The sequence below is a fragment of the Psychrobacter sp. van23A genome, from assembly GCF_030845275.1.
Taxonomy (GTDB): Bacteria; Pseudomonadota; Gammaproteobacteria; order Pseudomonadales; family Moraxellaceae; genus Psychrobacter; species Psychrobacter faecalis.
Window position 1 is genome coordinate 802629 of record NZ_CP132595.1, and the last position, 18610, is coordinate 821238.

The window sequence follows — 18610 nt, forward strand, 5'->3', positions numbered from 1 at the left end:
AATATTATAGTTAAATAAAACTGGTTAGATGAACAAAGGAATATTATGTTAGATATCAAGAATATAAAAATAGCGGTTATCGGACTTGGCTACGTCGGTTTGCCTTTAGCAGTTGAGTTTGGTAAGCATCTGCCAGTAGTAGGCTTTGATATAAATGCTGAGCGTATCTCGGCACTTGCCGCAGGTACAGATCATACCTTAGAAGTTAGTGATGAAGAGCTGACCCAAGCATCGCATTTGAGTTATAGCTCAGATATAAAAGCGCTTAAAGACTGTAACTTTTTTATTGTTACGGTACCGACGCCTATCGATGATTATAAACAGCCCGATCTTACGCCTTTAATTAAAGCCTCAGAAGCTATTGGTAGTCTTCTTAAACAAGACGATATCGTCGTTTATGAGTCGACTGTCTATCCGGGCGCCACCGAAGAAGTTTGTATTCCGGTGTTAGAGAAGGCATCGGGATTAACTTTCAATCAAGACTTTTATGCTGGTTATAGTCCTGAACGTATCAATCCTGGTGATAAAGAACATCGCGTTACCAATATTTTAAAGGTAACGGCGGGCTCAACACCTGAAGTCGCTGATTTTGTCGATGAAGTGTACAATTTAATTATTACGGCAGGTACTCATAAAGCAGCAAGTATCAAAGTAGCAGAAGCGGCAAAGGTGATTGAAAATACCCAAAGAGATGTCAATATTGCTTTGATTAATGAGTTAGCTGTTATTTTTAATAAAATGGGTATTGATACTCAAGCGGTCTTAGAAGCAGCAGGCACCAAATGGAATTTCTTACCTTTCCGTCCAGGCCTCGTCGGTGGTCACTGCATCGGTGTAGATCCTTATTACCTAACTCATAAAGCTCAAGCGATTGGTTATAATCCAGAAATTATATTGGCTGGACGTCGCTTGAATGACAGCATGGGTGAGTATGTGGTCACGCAGTTGGTCAAAACCATGATTAAAAAGCGGATTCAGGTTGAAGGTGCTAAAGTTCTGATATTGGGACTAAGTTTTAAAGAAAACTGCCCTGATGTGCGTAACACCAAAGTCATCGATATTGTTCATGAGCTAGAAGAATATAATATCGAAGTTGATGTTTATGACCCTTGGGTAGATAAAGCAGAAGCCGAACGTGAATATAATGTGACGCCTATCAGCAAGCCAGATGTGAATCACTACGACGGTATCATCTTAGCCGTCGCTCATAATGAGTTCGTCGAGATGGGCGTGGAGAAAATCAGAGCGCTTGGTAAAACCAGTCATGTTCTTTACGATTTAAAATATGTCTTTAGTAAAGAAGATACTGATATCCGCTTATAAATTTATAAAAATACGGACAATAATCGTTATGACGTCAATAGCATATGAAAAAATTAAAAAGTCGCTAATCAATGAACCAAAAACTTGGCTAATTACTGGGGTAGCGGGATTCATTGGTTCTAATTTACTAGAAACCTTATTGTTACTAAATCAAAAAGTAGTCGGTTTAGATAATTTTGCCACTGGCTTTCAGCATAATCTAGATGAAGTACAAGGCTTGGTAAGCAAAGATCAGTGGCAGAACTTTGTCTTTATAGAAGGTGATATTCGTAATCTAGATGACTGCCAAACTGCGTGCGCAGACGTGGACTATGTGTTGCATCAGGCGGCATTGGGTTCGGTGCCGCGCTCTATCGTTGATCCTATCAATACTAATGATACCAATATCTCAGGCTACTTAAATATGCTCGTAGCTGCTCGTGATGCTCAGGTAGCTAGCTTTACCTATGCGGCGAGCAGCTCAACCTATGGCGATCATCCAGCTTTACCAAAAGTCGAGAATGCTATTGGTAACCCGTTATCACCCTATGCGGTGACTAAATATGTTAATGAGCTGTATGCAGATGTATTCTCACGTACATATGGCTTTAAGACGATTGGTCTACGTTACTTCAATATCTTTGGTAAACGCCAAACACCTGATGGTGCATACGCAGCGGTAATACCGAAATGGACGGCTGCTATGATCGCAGGTGATGAGGTATTTATTAATGGCGATGGCGATACCAGTCGCGACTTTAATTTCATTGAAAATGCGGTACAAGCTAATATTTTGGCAGCGACTGCTAATGAAGAAGCCAAGAACCAAGTATACAATGTCGCTGTGGGCGGTCGTACTACCCTTAATACGCTATTTTCAGCACTAAAAGAACATTTAGAAGCTAATGGCGTTAGCTACACTCAAGCCCCCGTCTATCGAGATTTTAGGGCAGGAGATGTGCGTCATAGTCAGGCTGATATTACTAAAATACACAACGCATTAGGCTATGCGCCGCAGTTTGATATTATACAAGGGATTGAGAAAGCGATGCCTTGGTATGTTGAGTTTTTAGGATAATTATAATTTAGATCTGATGTTTTAAATAAATAGTGAATTATAATGAGTCTTAAAAAGCAAGCTATATCTGGAGTTAAGTGGAACTTTGTACAGCAGTTTAGTGTACAAATCATCAACTTCGTAGTTCAAGTCATATTAGCAAGGTTGTTAATGCCTGAGATGTTTGGACTTATAGCCATGGTCATTATTTTCATATCTATAGGTCGAGCTCTTATGGATGGAGGGATGACAAGCTCACTAATTCGTACTAAAAACCCTGATCAATTGGATTATTCTACAGTCTTCGTAACTAATATTATAGTGAGTTTTATAATATATGGGGTAGTGTATTTTTCTGCACCTTATATTGCTGATTTTTACAATCAAAATATACTTACAGATATAGTACGTCTTTTCGCTTTAACGTTCGTAATTCAAGCTTTAGTAGCAGTACACGTTGCAAAGCTTACCAAAGAGATGAATTTTAAGCTGCAAATGAAGTTGGAAATTCCTGCTACTATAATCTCAGCTATAGTTGGGGTGACTATGGCGTATAAAGGTTATGGTGTATGGAGTCTAGTGTGGTTGAATTTAATACGAGCTATTGCATTTACAGTTCAGTATTGGCTTTTTGTTGATTGGCGCCCTTCTTTAGTATTTGATAAAAACCGTTTTAAATATCATTTTCACTTTGGATATAAGCTAACTTTATCATCCTTATTAAATACAATTTATAATGATGCTTACCGAATTGTTATAGGTAGATTTTTCTCTCCTGCATCAGTTGGTTTTTTTAATCAAGCAGAGACAATGCGTCTTTTCCCAGTTAACCAAATCAGTTCTGTGGTTGGAAAAGTAACTTACCCTTTATTTTCAAAAATTAACGATGATTTGGCCTTAAAGTCAGTTTATCGGACGACTATGAAGCTCATACTTCTATGCGTTGTACCTGTGATGCTATCCTTGATATTAGTTGCGGAAGAGGGTTTCAGGTTTGTATTTGGTGAGAAATGGTTACCTGCAGTACCTTATTTTCAGATTTTGGCGCTGGCATCTATAGTAAGGCCAGTCAGTTCATACAATTTAAATATACTAAAGGTCAAAGGACGTAGTGACTTGTTTTTAAAGCTAGAGATTGCAAAAAAGTCTTTAGGTGTAATTGCTATTTTGATAGGTTTGCCTTTTCAAGTAATAGGTCTCGTTATAGCATCCACTGTATTCTTCTATATAACTGTGATAATTGATATGCATTATAGTGGTAGACTTATTTTATATTCAATGAAAGAGCAAGTAAAAGATATTTATCACTTATTCGTTATAGGTGGCCTTGTGTTTTTAATACTTTATCCTATTAAGTTTTATTATCAATCGTATTTAAAATACGACTTCTTAATAGCATCTGTATTTTCTACTACATTCATAATTATATATCTATTAGTATTACTTGCTTTTGATAAAAATCTATATCAAACATTAAAATCAATTATACATAAAAATTAGTGATCTTTTATTTTTAACTATCCCTACCTAAGAGTGTTGAATTAATATGTTTACTGTCGTTATACCATTATACAATAAAGAACTAAGCATAAGAAATACAATACAAACTGTGCTTAATCAAACTTACCAAGATTTTGAAATAGTCGTTATAAATGATGGCTCTACCGATAAAGGCGTCAAAATTGTTGAAAGCATTAAAGACAATAGAATACGTTTAATACAGCAAGAAAACCAAGGCGTATCAGCAGCACGTAATCGTGGCATAAAAGAAGCCAATTATGACTGGATAGCATTCTTAGATGCTGACGACTTATGGGAAGTTAATCATCTCGAAGAAATTAATAAAATGATGGCTTTGTTTCCAAACGAAAAGATTTATGTTACATCATTTGAATACTCTGATGGCAGAGTCATGTTCAAACACGCACGTCAAACGCCTATTTTTAAAATAGAAAACTACTTTAAAGAAGTAGTAAAAGAAAGGCTAGTGTGGACAAGTGTGATAGTTGTTAATAAAGAATGTTTTGATAAAGTAGGCTGTTTTAATATTAAGATAAACCGGGGAGAGGATTTAGATTTATGGATGCGATTAGCACGAGAATATGAGATTATAAAATCAGTAAAAATTACAGCTATATATAATATTGAGGATTTATTATCCCTTACAAAATCTAAATCGAATTATAATCAATCAATATTATCAATAATCAACTTAAAAAATAAGAAAAATCATGAAAGAGTCTATTTAAAAAGGATGCTATTTAGACGTATTAAGTTGGATATAAAAACATTAGATTTTAACGATTTAGCCAAAATTTTAATCAAGCACAATTTTGACCTTCTAAGGTAGAACATAATATGAAATTAGCTATACATCATAGGCAAGGTAGTTTTTCCGACCGTTGGATTAATTACTGTGAGAAAAATAATATTGATTATATAATTGTTAATGCTTTCGACAGTGATATTGTTGATCAATTAAAAGATTGTGATATTTTCATGTGGCATCATCATCATGCACAATATAAAGATGTGCTCACCGCTAAACGTATTATTTTTGCCCTTGAACATGCTGGCGTAAAAGTTTTTCCCGACTTTAAAACAGGTTGGCACTTTGATGATAAGGTGGCACAAAAATATTTGCTTGAAGCGATAGATGCACCTTTGATCCCTAGTTATGTGTTTTATGATAAAGCAGAAGCTTTGGAATGGGCTAAAAAGACAGATTACCCTAAAGTATTTAAATTAAAAGGCGGAGCTGGCTCTGCGAATGTTAAGTTAATTAAAAGCTTTAAAGAAGCAAAAACATTGATTAATAAAGCATTTGATAGAGGGTTTACTCAATATGATCGCTTCGGTGCATTTAAAGAGCGAATACGTAAAGTGAAAGAAGGTAAAGCGGGCTTAATAGAAATTCAAAAAGGTTTAGGCCGCTTATTTATTACAACAGAATTTGCTAAGCGACAGCCACCTGAAAAAGGCTATGTATACTTTCAGGACTTTATACCTGATTTAGATTCTGATATTCGTATACAGGTTATTCAAAATAGAATTTTTGGTCTTAAGAGGTTTGTGCGAGAGAATGATTTTAGAGCTTCGGGTAGTGGGGATTTTATACACTTTAATCCTGACAATATTGATAAAAAGATATTGAATTGTACGCTTAGCTTAATTGAAAAAGTAAAATCTCAATGCCTCACAATCGATTTTATTTATATTAATAATGAACCACATATAGTTGAATTGAGCTATGGCTTTCCGATTGAGTTTTATGATGATTGTACTGGTTATTGGGATGAAAAATTAGTTTGGCATGAAGGTAAGTTTAACCCACAAGAATGGATGGTTGAATCTTTATTTAATATGGTCAGTCCACAATAAAATTAGTACAATGCATTTGATAAAAATTTTAGGTAAACTGTTCTACATCCCACCTTAGCATATAATTTAGATGAAGTGTTCCTAATAGTAGGCTGTAGCTGCTTTATAAAAACGTGACTATAGTTTAACACCTCAAGTTAACAAAACGAAAATTTGTTCAATTAAATTCTTTTCTGCGAGTTAGGGCTAATGGAAATATTTAAAAGAACTATTTATAAAGTATTTCTATTAGATTAAGGTGTTAATAATCGTGTTGCTATTTTATGTTGTCATGCTTGTTTTTGTCGTTTTGCTTATGCCGAACGCACACGAGAATTTTGATCCTTTTTTAAATATTATGTTTACCGTAATATTTTTAGTATTAATATTTTTTTATTTTCTAAAAAGAAGAAGATATATTAAAAACTGGCTTCGTTTTGATTTTATATTCATAATAGGATACTTCATTGTTCATTTTCAGTCACCTTTATTATATTCAATAGGTCTGGATTATGAGGTAATACCGCATCCTTGGGTGAATATAGAGGTAGTAAATTACGCAACTTGGCTTAGTCTACTTGCTATTCTCTTTTGGTTTATGGGAACTGCTTCGGTCTCCGAAAAGAAATATTACCTATTGAGCAAAGTTGAACGGAATAATGTTTTTGTTGATCGCCTTTCACCTATGATTGACAAAGTTATTGTCATTTCCTTTGCTCTATTTATCATTGTAGCGGGAGGCGCTCTTTTTTCAGGAACTTATGATGGAGGACGAAGTTGGGGGGCGGGTGCAGGTTATTTTTATCTATTGTTAACATTTTCAATCTATCTTAGGACTATATATTTTGTGTTATCACTTGAAAAAGAGACAGGCATTAAGCAGACCATAAAAAGTTTGATGACGAATAAAGTATATGTGGTGAGTTTATTGTTTTTTGTACTCATGTTTTTGTCTGTTGGAGATAGAGGACCAGTAATCAGTGTTGTATTACTGTTTTTTATATTGTATGGACTTTATGTAAAACCGTTTAGCTTCAAAACAGTTATTATCTCTATAGTCGTTGCAGCTTTATTGATGACAATCTTAGGTTTAGGTAGGACTAGAATTGCAGAAGACTTAGGATCTCAAGGGATTATAGCAAGGGGGTATACCGCTTTAATATCTTCAAATGAGACTGTTATTCCAAGCGCCGAACTTGCTAGTTCTAATAGGATCTTATTTGCTGCCCTAGACAATGTGCCAGAGCGCTATCCTTATTTATATGGGAAAAGCTTTGTTGTCAATTTCTCATCAGCCTTACCTATTCCTGGTGTTACAAAGCTTTATACAGATCTTTTAGAAATACCAAAATACCAAACGACTACGACACACTATTTCACATATATACTTATAGGAGCAAATCCTACATGGGGTGCAGGTAGTGAAGTAGTAGCTGATGTGTATGTTAACTTTGGAGTGTTGGGTATCCCAATAGTGTTTTTTTTGTTTGGTTTAGTTTGCGCCCGTTATAGCTTTGCATCCGAGCACTGCGGGAAGCATGTAAAAGTAAGCTTTATTATTGTCTATGCAGGCTTAGTGGTCAATGCACTAAGTATCAACCGAGGTATGCTTTTATACCCTTTAATGCCAATATTCTATATGCTTACACTATACTGGTTTTTGAAAATATTTAAGTCAAGTTTTAGGAACCTATAATGAATAAAAGAATTTGCTTAATAACACCGTCAATGCAGAAAGGTGGCATGGAACGAGTTCTATCAATATTTGCTAACTATTTGGTAAGAGAAGGGATAAAGGTTTATATTATTTGTTTGATAAATGGTGAGACAGCATATGAGCTAGACAGCAGAGTTCAGGTTATTGCACCAAGAACAAAATACCACGGTGGAATATCTGGAAAGCTACAAGTCTTATTGTTTTTATGTAAACAATTACGCCTTATATCGCCAAATTCATTTTTGTCCTTTAGTGAAGTCTTTAATCCTTTGTCTATTATTGCAGCACGTATAACAGGAAATAAGTGCTATATCTCCAACCGAAGTAGTCCAGATAGAGTCTACTCCTATGCTAATAGAGCTATTGCTAAAAAATTCTATCCATTAGCAGCTGGCTTAATAGTTCAAACTGACCTTTCGAAGAGAGATGCTATTAAGAAAAAACTGAATAAAAATGTAGCGGCTATCCCCAATCCATTAAAGGATTTCGAAAAAAGAGATGAAATCGAGAAAGAAAATATAGTTATTTCAGTTGGTCGCTTAGTAAGCAGTAAACACTTTGATGAATTAATTGATATTTTTGTGAAAGCAGATAATAAGTGTGAATGGAGGCTTTTTATACTTGGAGACGGTCCTGAAAAGGAAAACCTTGAATTAAAAATTGCAGAAATAGGAGTGCAAAATAGAGTACATCTAAAGGGGGTTATTGATGACATCGATCAATATTTATATAGAGCGAAGATTTTTGCTTTTACTTCCAAGTCAGAAGGTTTCCCAAATGTACTAAGTGAAGCCATTGCAGCCCCTCTGCCGGTTATAGCTTATGATTGTGTAGCTGGTCCATCGGAAATGATTAATGATGGCAAAAATGGTTTTTTAATCGAGCAAGATAATCAACTATTATTTGAACAAAAACTACGATTACTTATGCAATCGCCACTGCTGCGCGAAGAGTTAGTAAGTGATTTTAGTAATTATCGCCAGCGATTAAGTAAAGATAAAATTTGTAAAGCATATTTGAATTTTATTTTAGACTAAAATAATTGTACTAGGAATGGTGTTTTATAACGGCAAAGTTTACTTGGTTATGACAATTTGATGGGTTTTAAAAGTATATTAACAATAAAGGTTGAAAGCTAATTCATGTCTTGTTTTCTGACTTTACAGAACTTTCAAATTAAAGCCGTCTGTTAGTTTTGCTGAATTTATGATCTAGTATTTCAGACTTTTTTATATGATATATCATCATAGAAATTCTGAATATCTATATAATATATAATTGGTGCTTATATGATTAATGAGAAACAAACACCTATTTCTATAGGTATCCCATTTTATAATGCTGAATCTACCTTGCTAGATGCAGTTCGTTCTGTATTCGCTCAGACTCATACAAATTGGGAGCTGATTCTTATTGATGATGGTTCTACCGATAGATCTCTTGAGTTAGCAAAATCTATTAAAGATCCTCGTGTCCGTGTTTATTATGATGGTGAAAATCGTCGGTTGGCTGCACGTCTCAACCAGCTAACTGGACTCGCTAAGTACGATTTCATTGCGCGTATGGATGCAGATGATTTAATGTCTCCTGTACGTTTAGAAAAACAGATTGAGTTATTAAATGCTGATTCAGATATAGATCTAATTTCAACAGGGCTGTGCTCTTTAAATAATGACAATGAAGCCTTAGGTATTCGATGTGCCACTTCCAAGCACACGATAACCAATAAAGGGCTTTTATCTGGTAATTCAGGTATCGTCCATGCTTCCTTATTAGGCCGCCGTGCATGGTTTGAACGCAATCCTTATAAAGAAAGTATGATTAAGTCTCAAGATACAAATCTATGGGTACGCTCATACTCTAAAAATGATTTAAATGTAGCGTTTATTCCAGAGCCACTTTATTATTATCGTGAAGACGGTAACGTTACACAAAAGCAACTATTACTTGCGTATAAAATGGGACGCCATACTATAATTGCGGATGCAAAAAATAAGTTCGATTTAAAGCTTAAATCAAAAGCTCTTGCCAATAATCTAGTAAAAACGTTTTTAGTTAGATTTTTTCCCGACTCTGCTATCAAAATAGCTCGTAATCGTCGTAACGCGACGTTAATCTCTAAATTAGAGAAGAAACGTATTGAAGATGAAGTTGATTATATAACAGGTATTAGCCTTCCTATTGTCGACTTTAATGGAGACAGTTAAATTGACTAAGAAGATCTGTTTTATAATTACTGATGCTATTTCATTTAATGTGCTATGCCGTGGTCAATTAGAGTTTATTAGAGATAATTCAGACTTTGATATCACTCTTGTTTGCGGTGGCAGTCAAACACAGCTAGATATACTTGAGAAGCGGAAAATAGGAAAGGTAATCAATGCTAACTTTAAGCGTAACCCATCTTTATTGAAAGATACTAAGTCGCTGCTTTTTTTACTAAAATATTTAACATTGAATCGCTTTGATATTGTGGTTTATTCAACACCTAAAGCCTTATTGTTGGGTAGTATTGCCTCATGCGTAACCTTACATAAAAACCGTGTTGCTATTGTACGCGGCCGTGTCTACGAAAATTTTTCTGGGAAAAAACGACTTTTCTTTCATATGCTCGACAAAATAGCATTATCAACCTCAAGTAAAGTTATTTTTATCTCTGATTCGCTAAGGCAAGCATATCTTAATGATGACCTGATTGAGAGGAATAAAGGAGTTTTATTAGGAAGTGGTTCTTCGAATGGTGTTGACACAATAAATTATAGTCCCGCTAAGAACAGCACTACTGAACGACAAAAAAATGATAGCGATACCTTCAATGTATTAACTGTTGGTCGTATCTGTTATGACAAAGGTCTTTGTGATTTAGCGAAAATTATAAATGAGTCTAAAGAGCCAAAAATAAAGTTTATTGTAGTAGGCCAAATCGAAGATAAGAAATCTGAAATATTTTTAAAAGATATTCTTTCTGCTCATTCCAATGTTGAACACATACCTCATACAGAGGATGTCATAAAATACTTTCAAGATGCCGACCTTCATCTTTTTTTGAGTCATAGAGAAGGTTTTGGCAACGTTGCTATTGAAGCTGCTAGCTGTGGTATTCCTACCTTTGCTTATGATGTTACGGGAATAAAAGATAGTGTTGAGAATGGTGTCAGTGGACAACGCTTTAAGTTTAAGGATGTTAAAGCGATTACTGAAGCCATTGATATGGCAGCAAATGATAAAGAATTTGCCCTTAGATATATTCATGCTAGAGACTGGGTGATTCAAAACTTTGAGCAGAAAGAAGTTTGGAAAAACTATTTAGATTTCTATTTAAAACAAATACGAAGTGAGAAATAGATGATAAAACGCCTTTTCGACATAACCGCCGCGACCACCGCTTTAGTTGCTTTATCACCGGTATATGCCATTACTGCTTATAAAATTAAAAAGAACTTAGGTTCACCAGTGCTATTTCATCAAACACGCCCGGGTCTAGACGGTGAGCCGTTTGAAATGATTAAGTTTCGCACCATGAAAGATGCCATAGATAGTGAGGGTAATCCTTTACCTGATAGTGAGCGCTTGACTGACTTTGGTAAAGCACTACGTAATAGTAGTTTGGATGAGCTACCTGAACTGTGGAATGTCGTCAAAGGTGATATGAGCTTAGTCGGACCACGACCGTTATTGATGGAATACCTACCGCTATATAGTAAAGAACAAGCGCGTCGTCATAATGTACGCCCTGGTATTACCGGTTATGCGCAAGTGAATGGGCGTAATGCCATCGGTTGGGATAAGAAGTTTGAGCTCGATACGTGGTATGTAGATAACCAATCATTATGGTTAGATATCAAGATACTACTTAAAACAGTAAAAAAAGTAGTTATCAAAGATGGGATTAGCGCTGACGGTGAAGCGACAATGAGTAAGTTTACGGGTTCTCAAGACCAGTCAGCTTTAGAAAATAGCTATGAGTAAAGTGTTTGCCGTCTATGGTGCCTCAGGCTGTGGTCGTAGCTTAATACCGGTAGCCGTCGATCAATTACGAAGCTTAAATACTCAAGCAGATAGCCAAATCGTATTTATTGACGACGCATTAGACGAAGATGCTAATGTTAACGGCTATACGGCGATGAATTATGAAAGGTTCAAAAGTATAAATAGTAATAATAAATTTGTCTTGATTGCCATTGCGAATAGCAGCATTCGTCAAAAAATTGCAGATAAATTGGTTCAAGATGGTATCTCATTGTGGACAGTAAAGGGAACCACCACTTTAATTATGGATGCAGTCAGTATCGCTGCCGGTGCTGCGCTCAGTCCATTTGTCACTATCGCTGCTAATGTAACTATCGGTAAATGCTTCCATGCTAATTTATATAGCTATGTCGAACATGATTGCGTGATTGGCGACTATGTCACCTTTGCCCCGCGCGTTAGTTGCAATGGCAATATTCATATCCATGACCATGCCTATATCGGCACAGGAGCAGTCATCAAACAAGGCACACCTGATAAGCCATTAGTTATTGGTAAAGGTGCCATTGTTGGGATGGGGGCGGTTGTTACCAAAGACGTGCCAGCGGGAGCTGTCGTGGTTGGTAATCCTGCAAGACCACTCAATAAATAAAGAGTATAAATAAAAAATCAGAATCAAATATTTCGTTATAAATTACTAATCATCAATGATGAATCACGAATCATCAATTATAAATAAGTACCATCGAGGCAACTATGTTAAACACCCCATTTTCACCTTGGCCAAGCTTTACGCAAGAAGAGGCCGATGCGGTCAGTCAAGTATTACTATCCAATAAGGTAAATTACTGGACAGGGCAAGAGTGTCGTCAGTTTGAGACGGAGTTTGCTAAATGGTCTGATAGCAAATATGCCATTGCGATGGGTAATGGGACGTTGGCATTAGACGTTGCCTTACAAGCGTTAGATATCGGTGCAGGTGATGAAGTTATCGTCACGCCGCGTACCTTTATTGCGAGTATCTCGTCGGTAGTCAATGCTGGAGCAGCCCCTGTTTTTGCTGATGTCGATGAGGCAACTGGTAATATCACGCCTGAGTCAATCGCGGCGGCATTGACGGCTAAGACCAAAGCTATCGTCTGTGTGCATTTGGCAGGGTGGCCTTGTGATATGGATGGCATCATGGCACTGGCAGAACAGCATAATCTATACGTAATCGAAGACTGTGCTCAGGCCCACGGTGCACGTTATAAAGGTCGTAGCGTTGGTAGTATCGGCCATATCGGTGCGTGGAGCTTTTGCCAAGATAAAGTGATGACCACAGGCGGTGAGGGCGGTATGGTCACCACCAATGATGAGCAGTTATGGCGCAAGATGTGGGCTTATAAAGACCATGGTAAAAGCTACGCGGCGGTTTACGAGACTGAGCATCCACCAGGCTATCGCTGGCTACATGAGAGCTTTGGTACCAATTGGCGCATGACTGAAATGCAAGCAGTGCTTGGTCGTATTCAATTAACGAGAATGCCTGATTGGACAGCCAAACGTACGGCTAATGCTCAAGCTATCTTAGATACCTGTGCTAAATGGGAAGCAAAAGGCTACCTGTCTGTACCACGATTAGAAGAGTCGCCGCAGTTTGCAGATTCGACCCACGCCTATTATAAGCTCTACGTTTATGTGCAGTCAGATAACCTTCCTGAAGGCTGGTCACGAAATCAGATTATTCAAGAGATTAATGACTTAGGGGTGCCTTGTTTTTCAGGTTCCGCTTCGGAAGTTTATCTGGAAAAAGCATTTGATAATACAGGTTTACGTCCTGAAAGCAGATTGCCAGTCGCCAAGCAGCTTGGCGAAACCAGCTTGATGTTTCTCGTGCATCCAACGTTGACAGAAGACGAGATTAAGCAAACCGTACAAGCGATTGATAGCGTATTTGCGAATATACATAACCAATAAGATATCAGTTGTTGAGTTAAGTTAAATTTAGTTACATTAATGCAAATTGATGTTTGACCCATAGTATTTATAAACCATTAGCTTTTATAATAAATCCCTTTACAACCGCAGAGTATTTCATCATGTACAAGAAGCTAAGTATTTTATTGGGTTTGAGTGTCTTATCCTCAGTGTCGATGTTGGCATCTGCACAAAACCTGTATATGAACGATCTAAAGCTTAAGGCAGATCTTGACTGGCTGAATACTCAAGGGGTCACGCAGATTAGCACCAGTACTTGGCCGCTGACCGCCAATGAGATCAAGCGCGCTTTAAATACGGCTAATGCCCAGACGCCAGCGCAGCAGCAGATCCTACAGTCGGTACAAACGCGATTGAATCAGAACCGCAACTCAGTGGTAAAAGGGACGGCTGCCCTACATATACAAACCGATAGAGATCAGCTACCACAAAAATTTGCTGATGATAAGCTGGCGGGTCAACAAGCAAGCGTTGGCGTGTCGCTTAGCGAAGCGGAGTGGGAATTTAATCTGAAAGCCAATCTAAAAAATGACAAACTCATTGAAGATGGCTCAGATGTTAGCTTTGAAGGCTCGTACCTTGCTGGTACTGCTGCCAATCAGTGGTTGATAGCGGGTAAAATTCCAACGTGGTGGGGACCTGGGCATGATGGTAGCCTTATTCGAGGCGATGCAAGCTTACCAGTGACAGGCTTTACGATGCAGCGTGACCAACAAGCTGCACCGACATCACAATATTTATCGTGGGTCGGACCTTGGCAATATCAGCTATTTGCCGGTCAGTTTGAAGATTATGAAGCGATTCCTGATGCTAAGCTGTTTGGTGCAAGACTTACCGCTAGCCCTTGGGAATGGTTAGAAGTCGGGGCTTCTCGTACCTTTATGTGGGGCGGTGAAGGTCGTCCAGAGAGTTTTGGCTCCTTTACTGATGCTCTTTTAGGAACTAAAGATAATGGTGGGAACGAGCGAGGCGATCCTGCTAATCAGTTGGGTGGATTTGATGCGCGCTTAAGTTTAGCGCCATTAGTGAATGTACCTGCAGGCGTTTATGCACAATACGTGGGTGAAGATGAAGCAGGCGGCTTACCCGCGAAAAATATGTATTTAGCCGGTGTTGATTATGCGTCTGCTGCTTATGGTAAACCATATCAGCTGTATGCAGAGTATACCGATACCCGTACCAGTGGCGAAGTACGCGGCATCTCTTATGATCATAGTATTTATACAGACGGCTATTATCAGCAAGGTTTTCCATTAGGCTATGCGTTAGGCGGCGATGCGGAAAGTATCGCGCTTGGGGGGCGTTTATGGGTTGATAACCGTAATTTCATCAATGCAAAAGTACAACATGCCAAGGTGAATCAAGCGGATGAAGCCATTAATCAAGCATTTCCAACGACTGATAAGTTGACCAGTATTGATGTGGCTTGGGAGCATCAGTACAATCCAAAGACGCTGATATCTAGTAGGCTTTGGGCAGTCGACTCTGATATCCAGTCCACTGATGTTGGGGTAGGCGTAGGTATTGAGCTGCAAACTTACTAAATGACTGTTTAATCAGTTTAAGAAAGTTTTCGAACATAAAAAGTCGGTCTATTATAATTAATAGGCCGATTTTTTATAGTGAGTTTACAGATTTTAAAGTATGGACTGTCAATAGGGTGCTAGGATTTTTTAGCTCAGACAGGTACAATATCAGTCTCAATTAACGGTCAAAAAGAATTGACCGCGCATAAGACAGGCATGCAAAAACTTGCAGGCGCTGTCTTTACTTTTTATCGTACCCTATTTTTTATCGCACCCTTTATTGGAGTTACTATGTCAACTGCGTCTATTACGTCAACTGCCCAAGGATCTGCTACCGTTTTGGACGGTAAAGCACTTGCTAAACAAATAGAACAGCAACTGAGTGCGCGTGTAGACGCTATTAAAGCGAAAACAGGCCGTACTCCAAGCCTCGCGACGATATTGGTCGGTGACGATCCTGCGTCTGCGACTTATGTGCGTATGAAGGGCAATGCTTGTAAGCGTGTCGGTATGGATTCTATTCGCGTTGAAATGCCAAGTGCGACAACGACTGCAGAGCTGATAGCAAAAATAGACGAGCTAAATAGCAATCCAGACGTGCATGGTATTCTGCTGCAGCACCCAGTACCGGCTCATATCAATGAGCGTGCTTGCTTTGAGCAGATTGACTTGGCAAAGGACGTCGATGGTGTGACCTGCCTTGGCTTTGGTCGTATGGCGATGCAGCAGTCCGCTTACGGCTCATGTACGCCGCAAGGTATCATGCATTTATTAGAGCATCATAACATTGAGCTTGCAGGCAAAGAGGCGGTAGTCGTTGGTCGCAGTGCCATCTTGGGTAAGCCAATGGCGATGATGCTATTAAATGCCAACTGTACGGTAACGATTTGCCATTCAAGAACGCAAGATCTAGAGTCGCATATCAAGCGTGCTGATATCGTCGTTGGGGCAGTGGGCGTGCCTGAGCTGATTAAAGCGGAATGGATTAAAGAAGGCGCGGTGGTGATCGATGCAGGTTTCCATCCAACGGATAATGGCGGCGTCGGTGATATCGAGTTGCAAGGCGTAGAAAATATTGCTAGTGCTTATACACCGGTTCCTGGCGGCGTTGGCCCTATGACCATTAATACGCTTATTCGCCAAACCGTTAATGCGGCCGAAAAAGCTGCTGGTTTAGACAACAGTGCAGTCAGCTAATGAAGCCGCTGTCAGAGCAAGAACCAGAACAGCAATCTGAACAGCAATCTGAACAGCTATCGACAGAGAAAAATAATAAAGCCTATCAAAGCAATGATATCGATGTAGCAAATTCCAATATGGGTATCCATGAGCGCATGCAGCATATCGGTCGCGAGTTTGTCGATATCTGCCACTATATTATTTTATTCTTAATCAGCGTGGTGGTGGTTTGGACGGCTGGCAAAGAGTTCTTTTCTATTGTGCAAAAAGGCTCAGCAGATTTAAAAGATATTTTATTGCTGTTTATTTATCTTGAACTGCTCGCTATGATTGGGATTTATTTTAAAACCCATCGTTTACCGGTGCAGTTTTTGATATTTATTGCCATTACCGCTTTATCACGCCATTTGGTGGTCGATGTACAAGCGGTATCCGATAACTTTCATCTTTGGCTATTGGCAACGATTTCCTTTGCCATTATGGTACTGAGTGCGTCGATTGTAATATTAACGTGGACGGCGAAGATGTTTGGGCGACCAGAAGATTATTTGGATGATCATCAAATAAGTAGTACCGAGCATCATCTACCAAGCGTTGATAGTAAGCCTTATCGTAAATAAGGTTTTTTCAAAAAACATCATTATTGAATGGTTGTTGCTCAATCATGCGCATGCGAATAGATGGTTTTCAATAAAAGAAGGGTTGCCAATTAAATGGCAGCCCTTTTTTTGTCTGAAACTCTCTTAAATGGCTTACAACCAACCTAAGCGTTTAAAGTTAAAGTATAAAAAGCTACACAGTGAGATAATAACGGCCATGATAACCAGATAAGAATACTGCCAATGCAGCTCTGGCATAAAATCAAAGTTCATGCCATAGATACCAGCAATTGCTGTCGGTACGGCCAAAATACCAGCCCAAGCAGCAAGTTTACGGACCACCTCATTCTGTCCCATATTTACCATGGCGAGGTAAGTATTCATGACCACGCTAAGCATTTCATTTAAGCCATTAATCGCATCTAAAGAATGCAATAAATGGTCATTCACATCTCGGAAATAAGGTTTTGCAGCATGGGAAAACGGCGAGATTAAATCGCTTTTATCGTGATTAATAAAGAAACTACAGATATCTTGTACCGGTAAAATCACCGCCCGCATATGCACCAGCTGCGATTTTAATTCATACAGATTTCTAAGCGTTTCTTTATTAAACTCATAAGTAAAAATATTACGTTCTTGCTCGCGTAGATAACTGCCTAAGCGATCGGTAATCGGCATATAGTTATCGACGATAAAATCGAGTATGGCATGCAGGACAAAGATAGGTCCCATGCGCAGTTTTTCTGGGCGGCGATGGCAGTGTTCGCGCACTGGCATATAAGAGTTCGACGGACCATTGCGGATCGTAATCAGGTAGTTTTTGCCCATAAATATCGCCGTGGTGCCGTAGCGAATGACGTTGTCTTCGAGCTTGGCGGTTCGTAGCACCACAAATATCATGTCATTGTCGTAGTTTTCAACCTTGGCGCGCTGATGGTCGGCAAAGGCATCTTCAATCGCCAATTCGTGCAGCTCAAAGGCATCTCTAACTTTTACCATGGTCTCTAAACTTGGGTCATACAGACCAAGCCAGATAAATTGCCCGCTATTACTTAAAGCGCGACTGACATCATTTAGGCCGATTTTATTGACTTTTTCGCCCGTTTTACGCGAGTAGGCGTAGCAATTGACCACTTCATCATCGCTCGATAAGTCGATATCTTCATAGCGCTCAGAGTCGGGGTCATAGATGGTCATGGTCTCAATCGTATCTTCGACCGTCGCATCGGCATCGCCATAAATATAGCTGTCATAGCTGGCGTAATTGTCTAAATAAGAGCGCTCATCGCCCATATTGGTGTCGATAAGGCTGACATTAGAGTCAGGTGTGATACGCGTTGTCGGTTTGACAATCAGGTCATCATCTTGGTTCATACCTTCTCCTTCAGTCGGTGGCTAATATTAAATAAATGTTAAATAAACGTGAAAATGACATGGGCTAAAACATCTTTAGCCTATTAATTTATGTCTCTCACCTTTTTTATATTGCTGCTCTGCAAACTACAATGCATAGTGTTTCAGCGTGTCGATATCAACCAAACTTAATAAGCTTTCGTGACAGGCTTCGAGCTTTATCTGCGGGGCAATATCGAAGTCTAATGCTTCAACCCAGCGTAGCGCGCAGATACACCAGTAATCACCAGGTTGTAGGCCAGCAAAACCATACTCAGGCAGCGGCGTAATCAAGTCATTACCACGACTGGCAGAAAAGTTTAAAAATTCACTGGTCATCTTCGCGCAGACAGTATGCTGACCAACGTCATGATTGCCGGTATGACAAAAGCCATTGCGATAATAGCCAGTAATAGGGTCAAAACAACAGCTGGCGAGGGCAGTGCCAAGGACGTTGGTTTGGTTGATGGCAGGGTTTGGGTGGTAATCAGATGACATAAGGCTTTCCGAGATAAAAATATGCTTT

General features: G+C 38.7%; 17 protein-coding genes. 15 read left to right on the forward strand and 2 right to left on the reverse strand.

The window, feature by feature from the left end; genetic code table 11:
- Positions 1-45: 45 nt before the first annotated feature.
- The 15 genes from tviB (at position 46) to RAH45_RS03650 (ending at position 16710) form a co-directional block, all read left to right on the forward strand.
- The gene (tviB, locus tag RAH45_RS03580) at positions 46-1323 is read left to right on the forward strand and encodes a Vi polysaccharide biosynthesis UDP-N-acetylglucosamine C-6 dehydrogenase TviB (protein WP_306495515.1); all 1278 of its coding nucleotides are present in this window, start codon (positions 46-48) and stop codon (positions 1321-1323) included.
- Between the two features lie 28 nt (positions 1324-1351).
- The gene (locus RAH45_RS03585; protein WP_306495516.1) at positions 1352-2380 is read left to right on the forward strand and encodes an NAD-dependent epimerase/dehydratase family protein; all 1029 of its coding nucleotides are present in this window, start codon (positions 1352-1354) and stop codon (positions 2378-2380) included.
- A gap of 42 nt (positions 2381-2422) precedes the next feature.
- The gene (locus RAH45_RS03590; RefSeq protein WP_306495517.1) at positions 2423-3859 is read left to right on the forward strand and encodes a lipopolysaccharide biosynthesis protein; all 1437 of its coding nucleotides are present in this window, start codon (positions 2423-2425) and stop codon (positions 3857-3859) included.
- Positions 3860-3905: 46 nt separating this feature from the next.
- On the forward strand, positions 3906-4709 hold the full coding sequence (locus RAH45_RS03595; protein ID WP_306495518.1) for a glycosyltransferase family 2 protein: 804 nt from the start codon (positions 3906-3908) through the stop codon (positions 4707-4709).
- Between the two features lie 8 nt (positions 4710-4717).
- Complete coding sequence (locus tag RAH45_RS03600) at positions 4718-5740, forward strand: ATP-grasp domain-containing protein (protein WP_306495519.1); 1023 nt, start codon at positions 4718-4720, stop codon at positions 5738-5740.
- Positions 5741-5990: 250 nt separating this feature from the next.
- Positions 5991-7415, forward strand: a complete 1425-nt coding sequence (locus tag RAH45_RS03605) for an O-antigen polymerase (RefSeq protein WP_306495520.1) — start codon at positions 5991-5993, stop codon at positions 7413-7415.
- Positions 7415-8473 (forward strand): glycosyltransferase, encoded by a 1059-nt coding sequence (locus RAH45_RS03610; protein ID WP_306495521.1) that lies wholly within the window; start codon positions 7415-7417, stop codon positions 8471-8473. The genes RAH45_RS03605 and RAH45_RS03610 overlap by 1 nt, the downstream gene beginning before the upstream one ends.
- A 252-nt stretch (positions 8474-8725) precedes the next feature.
- Positions 8726-9643: a glycosyltransferase family 2 protein gene (locus RAH45_RS03615; RefSeq protein ID WP_306495522.1), complete on the forward strand. Its 918-nt coding sequence runs from the start codon at positions 8726-8728 to the stop codon at positions 9641-9643.
- A 1-nt stretch (position 9644) separates the two neighbouring features.
- Positions 9645-10781 carry a glycosyltransferase gene (locus RAH45_RS03620; protein ID WP_306495523.1) on the forward strand — a complete coding sequence of 379 codons (1137 nt, stop codon included), beginning with the start codon at positions 9645-9647 and terminating at the stop codon, positions 10779-10781.
- Complete coding sequence (locus tag RAH45_RS03625; RefSeq protein WP_306495524.1) at positions 10782-11405, forward strand: sugar transferase; 624 nt, start codon at positions 10782-10784, stop codon at positions 11403-11405.
- Positions 11398-12057 carry a NeuD/PglB/VioB family sugar acetyltransferase gene (locus RAH45_RS03630; RefSeq protein WP_306495525.1) on the forward strand — a complete coding sequence of 220 codons (660 nt, stop codon included), beginning with the start codon at positions 11398-11400 and terminating at the stop codon, positions 12055-12057. The genes RAH45_RS03625 and RAH45_RS03630 overlap by 8 nt, the downstream gene beginning before the upstream one ends.
- Before the next feature lie 104 nt (positions 12058-12161).
- Positions 12162-13364, forward strand: a complete 1203-nt coding sequence (locus RAH45_RS03635) for a DegT/DnrJ/EryC1/StrS family aminotransferase (RefSeq protein WP_306495526.1) — start codon at positions 12162-12164, stop codon at positions 13362-13364.
- A gap of 122 nt (positions 13365-13486) precedes the next feature.
- Complete coding sequence (locus RAH45_RS03640; protein ID WP_306495527.1) at positions 13487-14929, forward strand: capsule assembly Wzi family protein; 1443 nt, start codon at positions 13487-13489, stop codon at positions 14927-14929.
- A 273-nt stretch (positions 14930-15202) separates the two neighbouring features.
- Positions 15203-16108 (forward strand): bifunctional methylenetetrahydrofolate dehydrogenase/methenyltetrahydrofolate cyclohydrolase FolD, encoded by a 906-nt coding sequence (gene folD, locus RAH45_RS03645; protein ID WP_306495528.1) that lies wholly within the window; start codon positions 15203-15205, stop codon positions 16106-16108.
- 119 nt (positions 16109-16227) lie between these two features.
- Positions 16228-16710: a phosphate-starvation-inducible protein PsiE gene (locus RAH45_RS03650; protein WP_102076388.1), complete on the forward strand. Its 483-nt coding sequence runs from the start codon at positions 16228-16230 to the stop codon at positions 16708-16710.
- A 132-nt stretch (positions 16711-16842) separates the two neighbouring features.
- Here RAH45_RS03650 and corA read toward each other — a convergent pair whose 3' ends face one another.
- Both corA and RAH45_RS03660 read right to left on the reverse strand, forming a co-directional pair.
- Positions 16843-18066 carry a magnesium/cobalt transporter CorA gene (gene corA, locus RAH45_RS03655; protein WP_306495530.1) on the reverse strand — a complete coding sequence of 408 codons (1224 nt, stop codon included), beginning with the start codon at positions 18064-18066 and terminating at the stop codon, positions 16843-16845.
- A gap of 126 nt (positions 18067-18192) precedes the next feature.
- Positions 18193-18582, reverse strand: a complete 390-nt coding sequence (locus RAH45_RS03660) for a DUF2237 family protein (RefSeq protein WP_306495531.1) — start codon at positions 18580-18582, stop codon at positions 18193-18195.
- Positions 18583-18610: the final 28 nt, after the last annotated feature.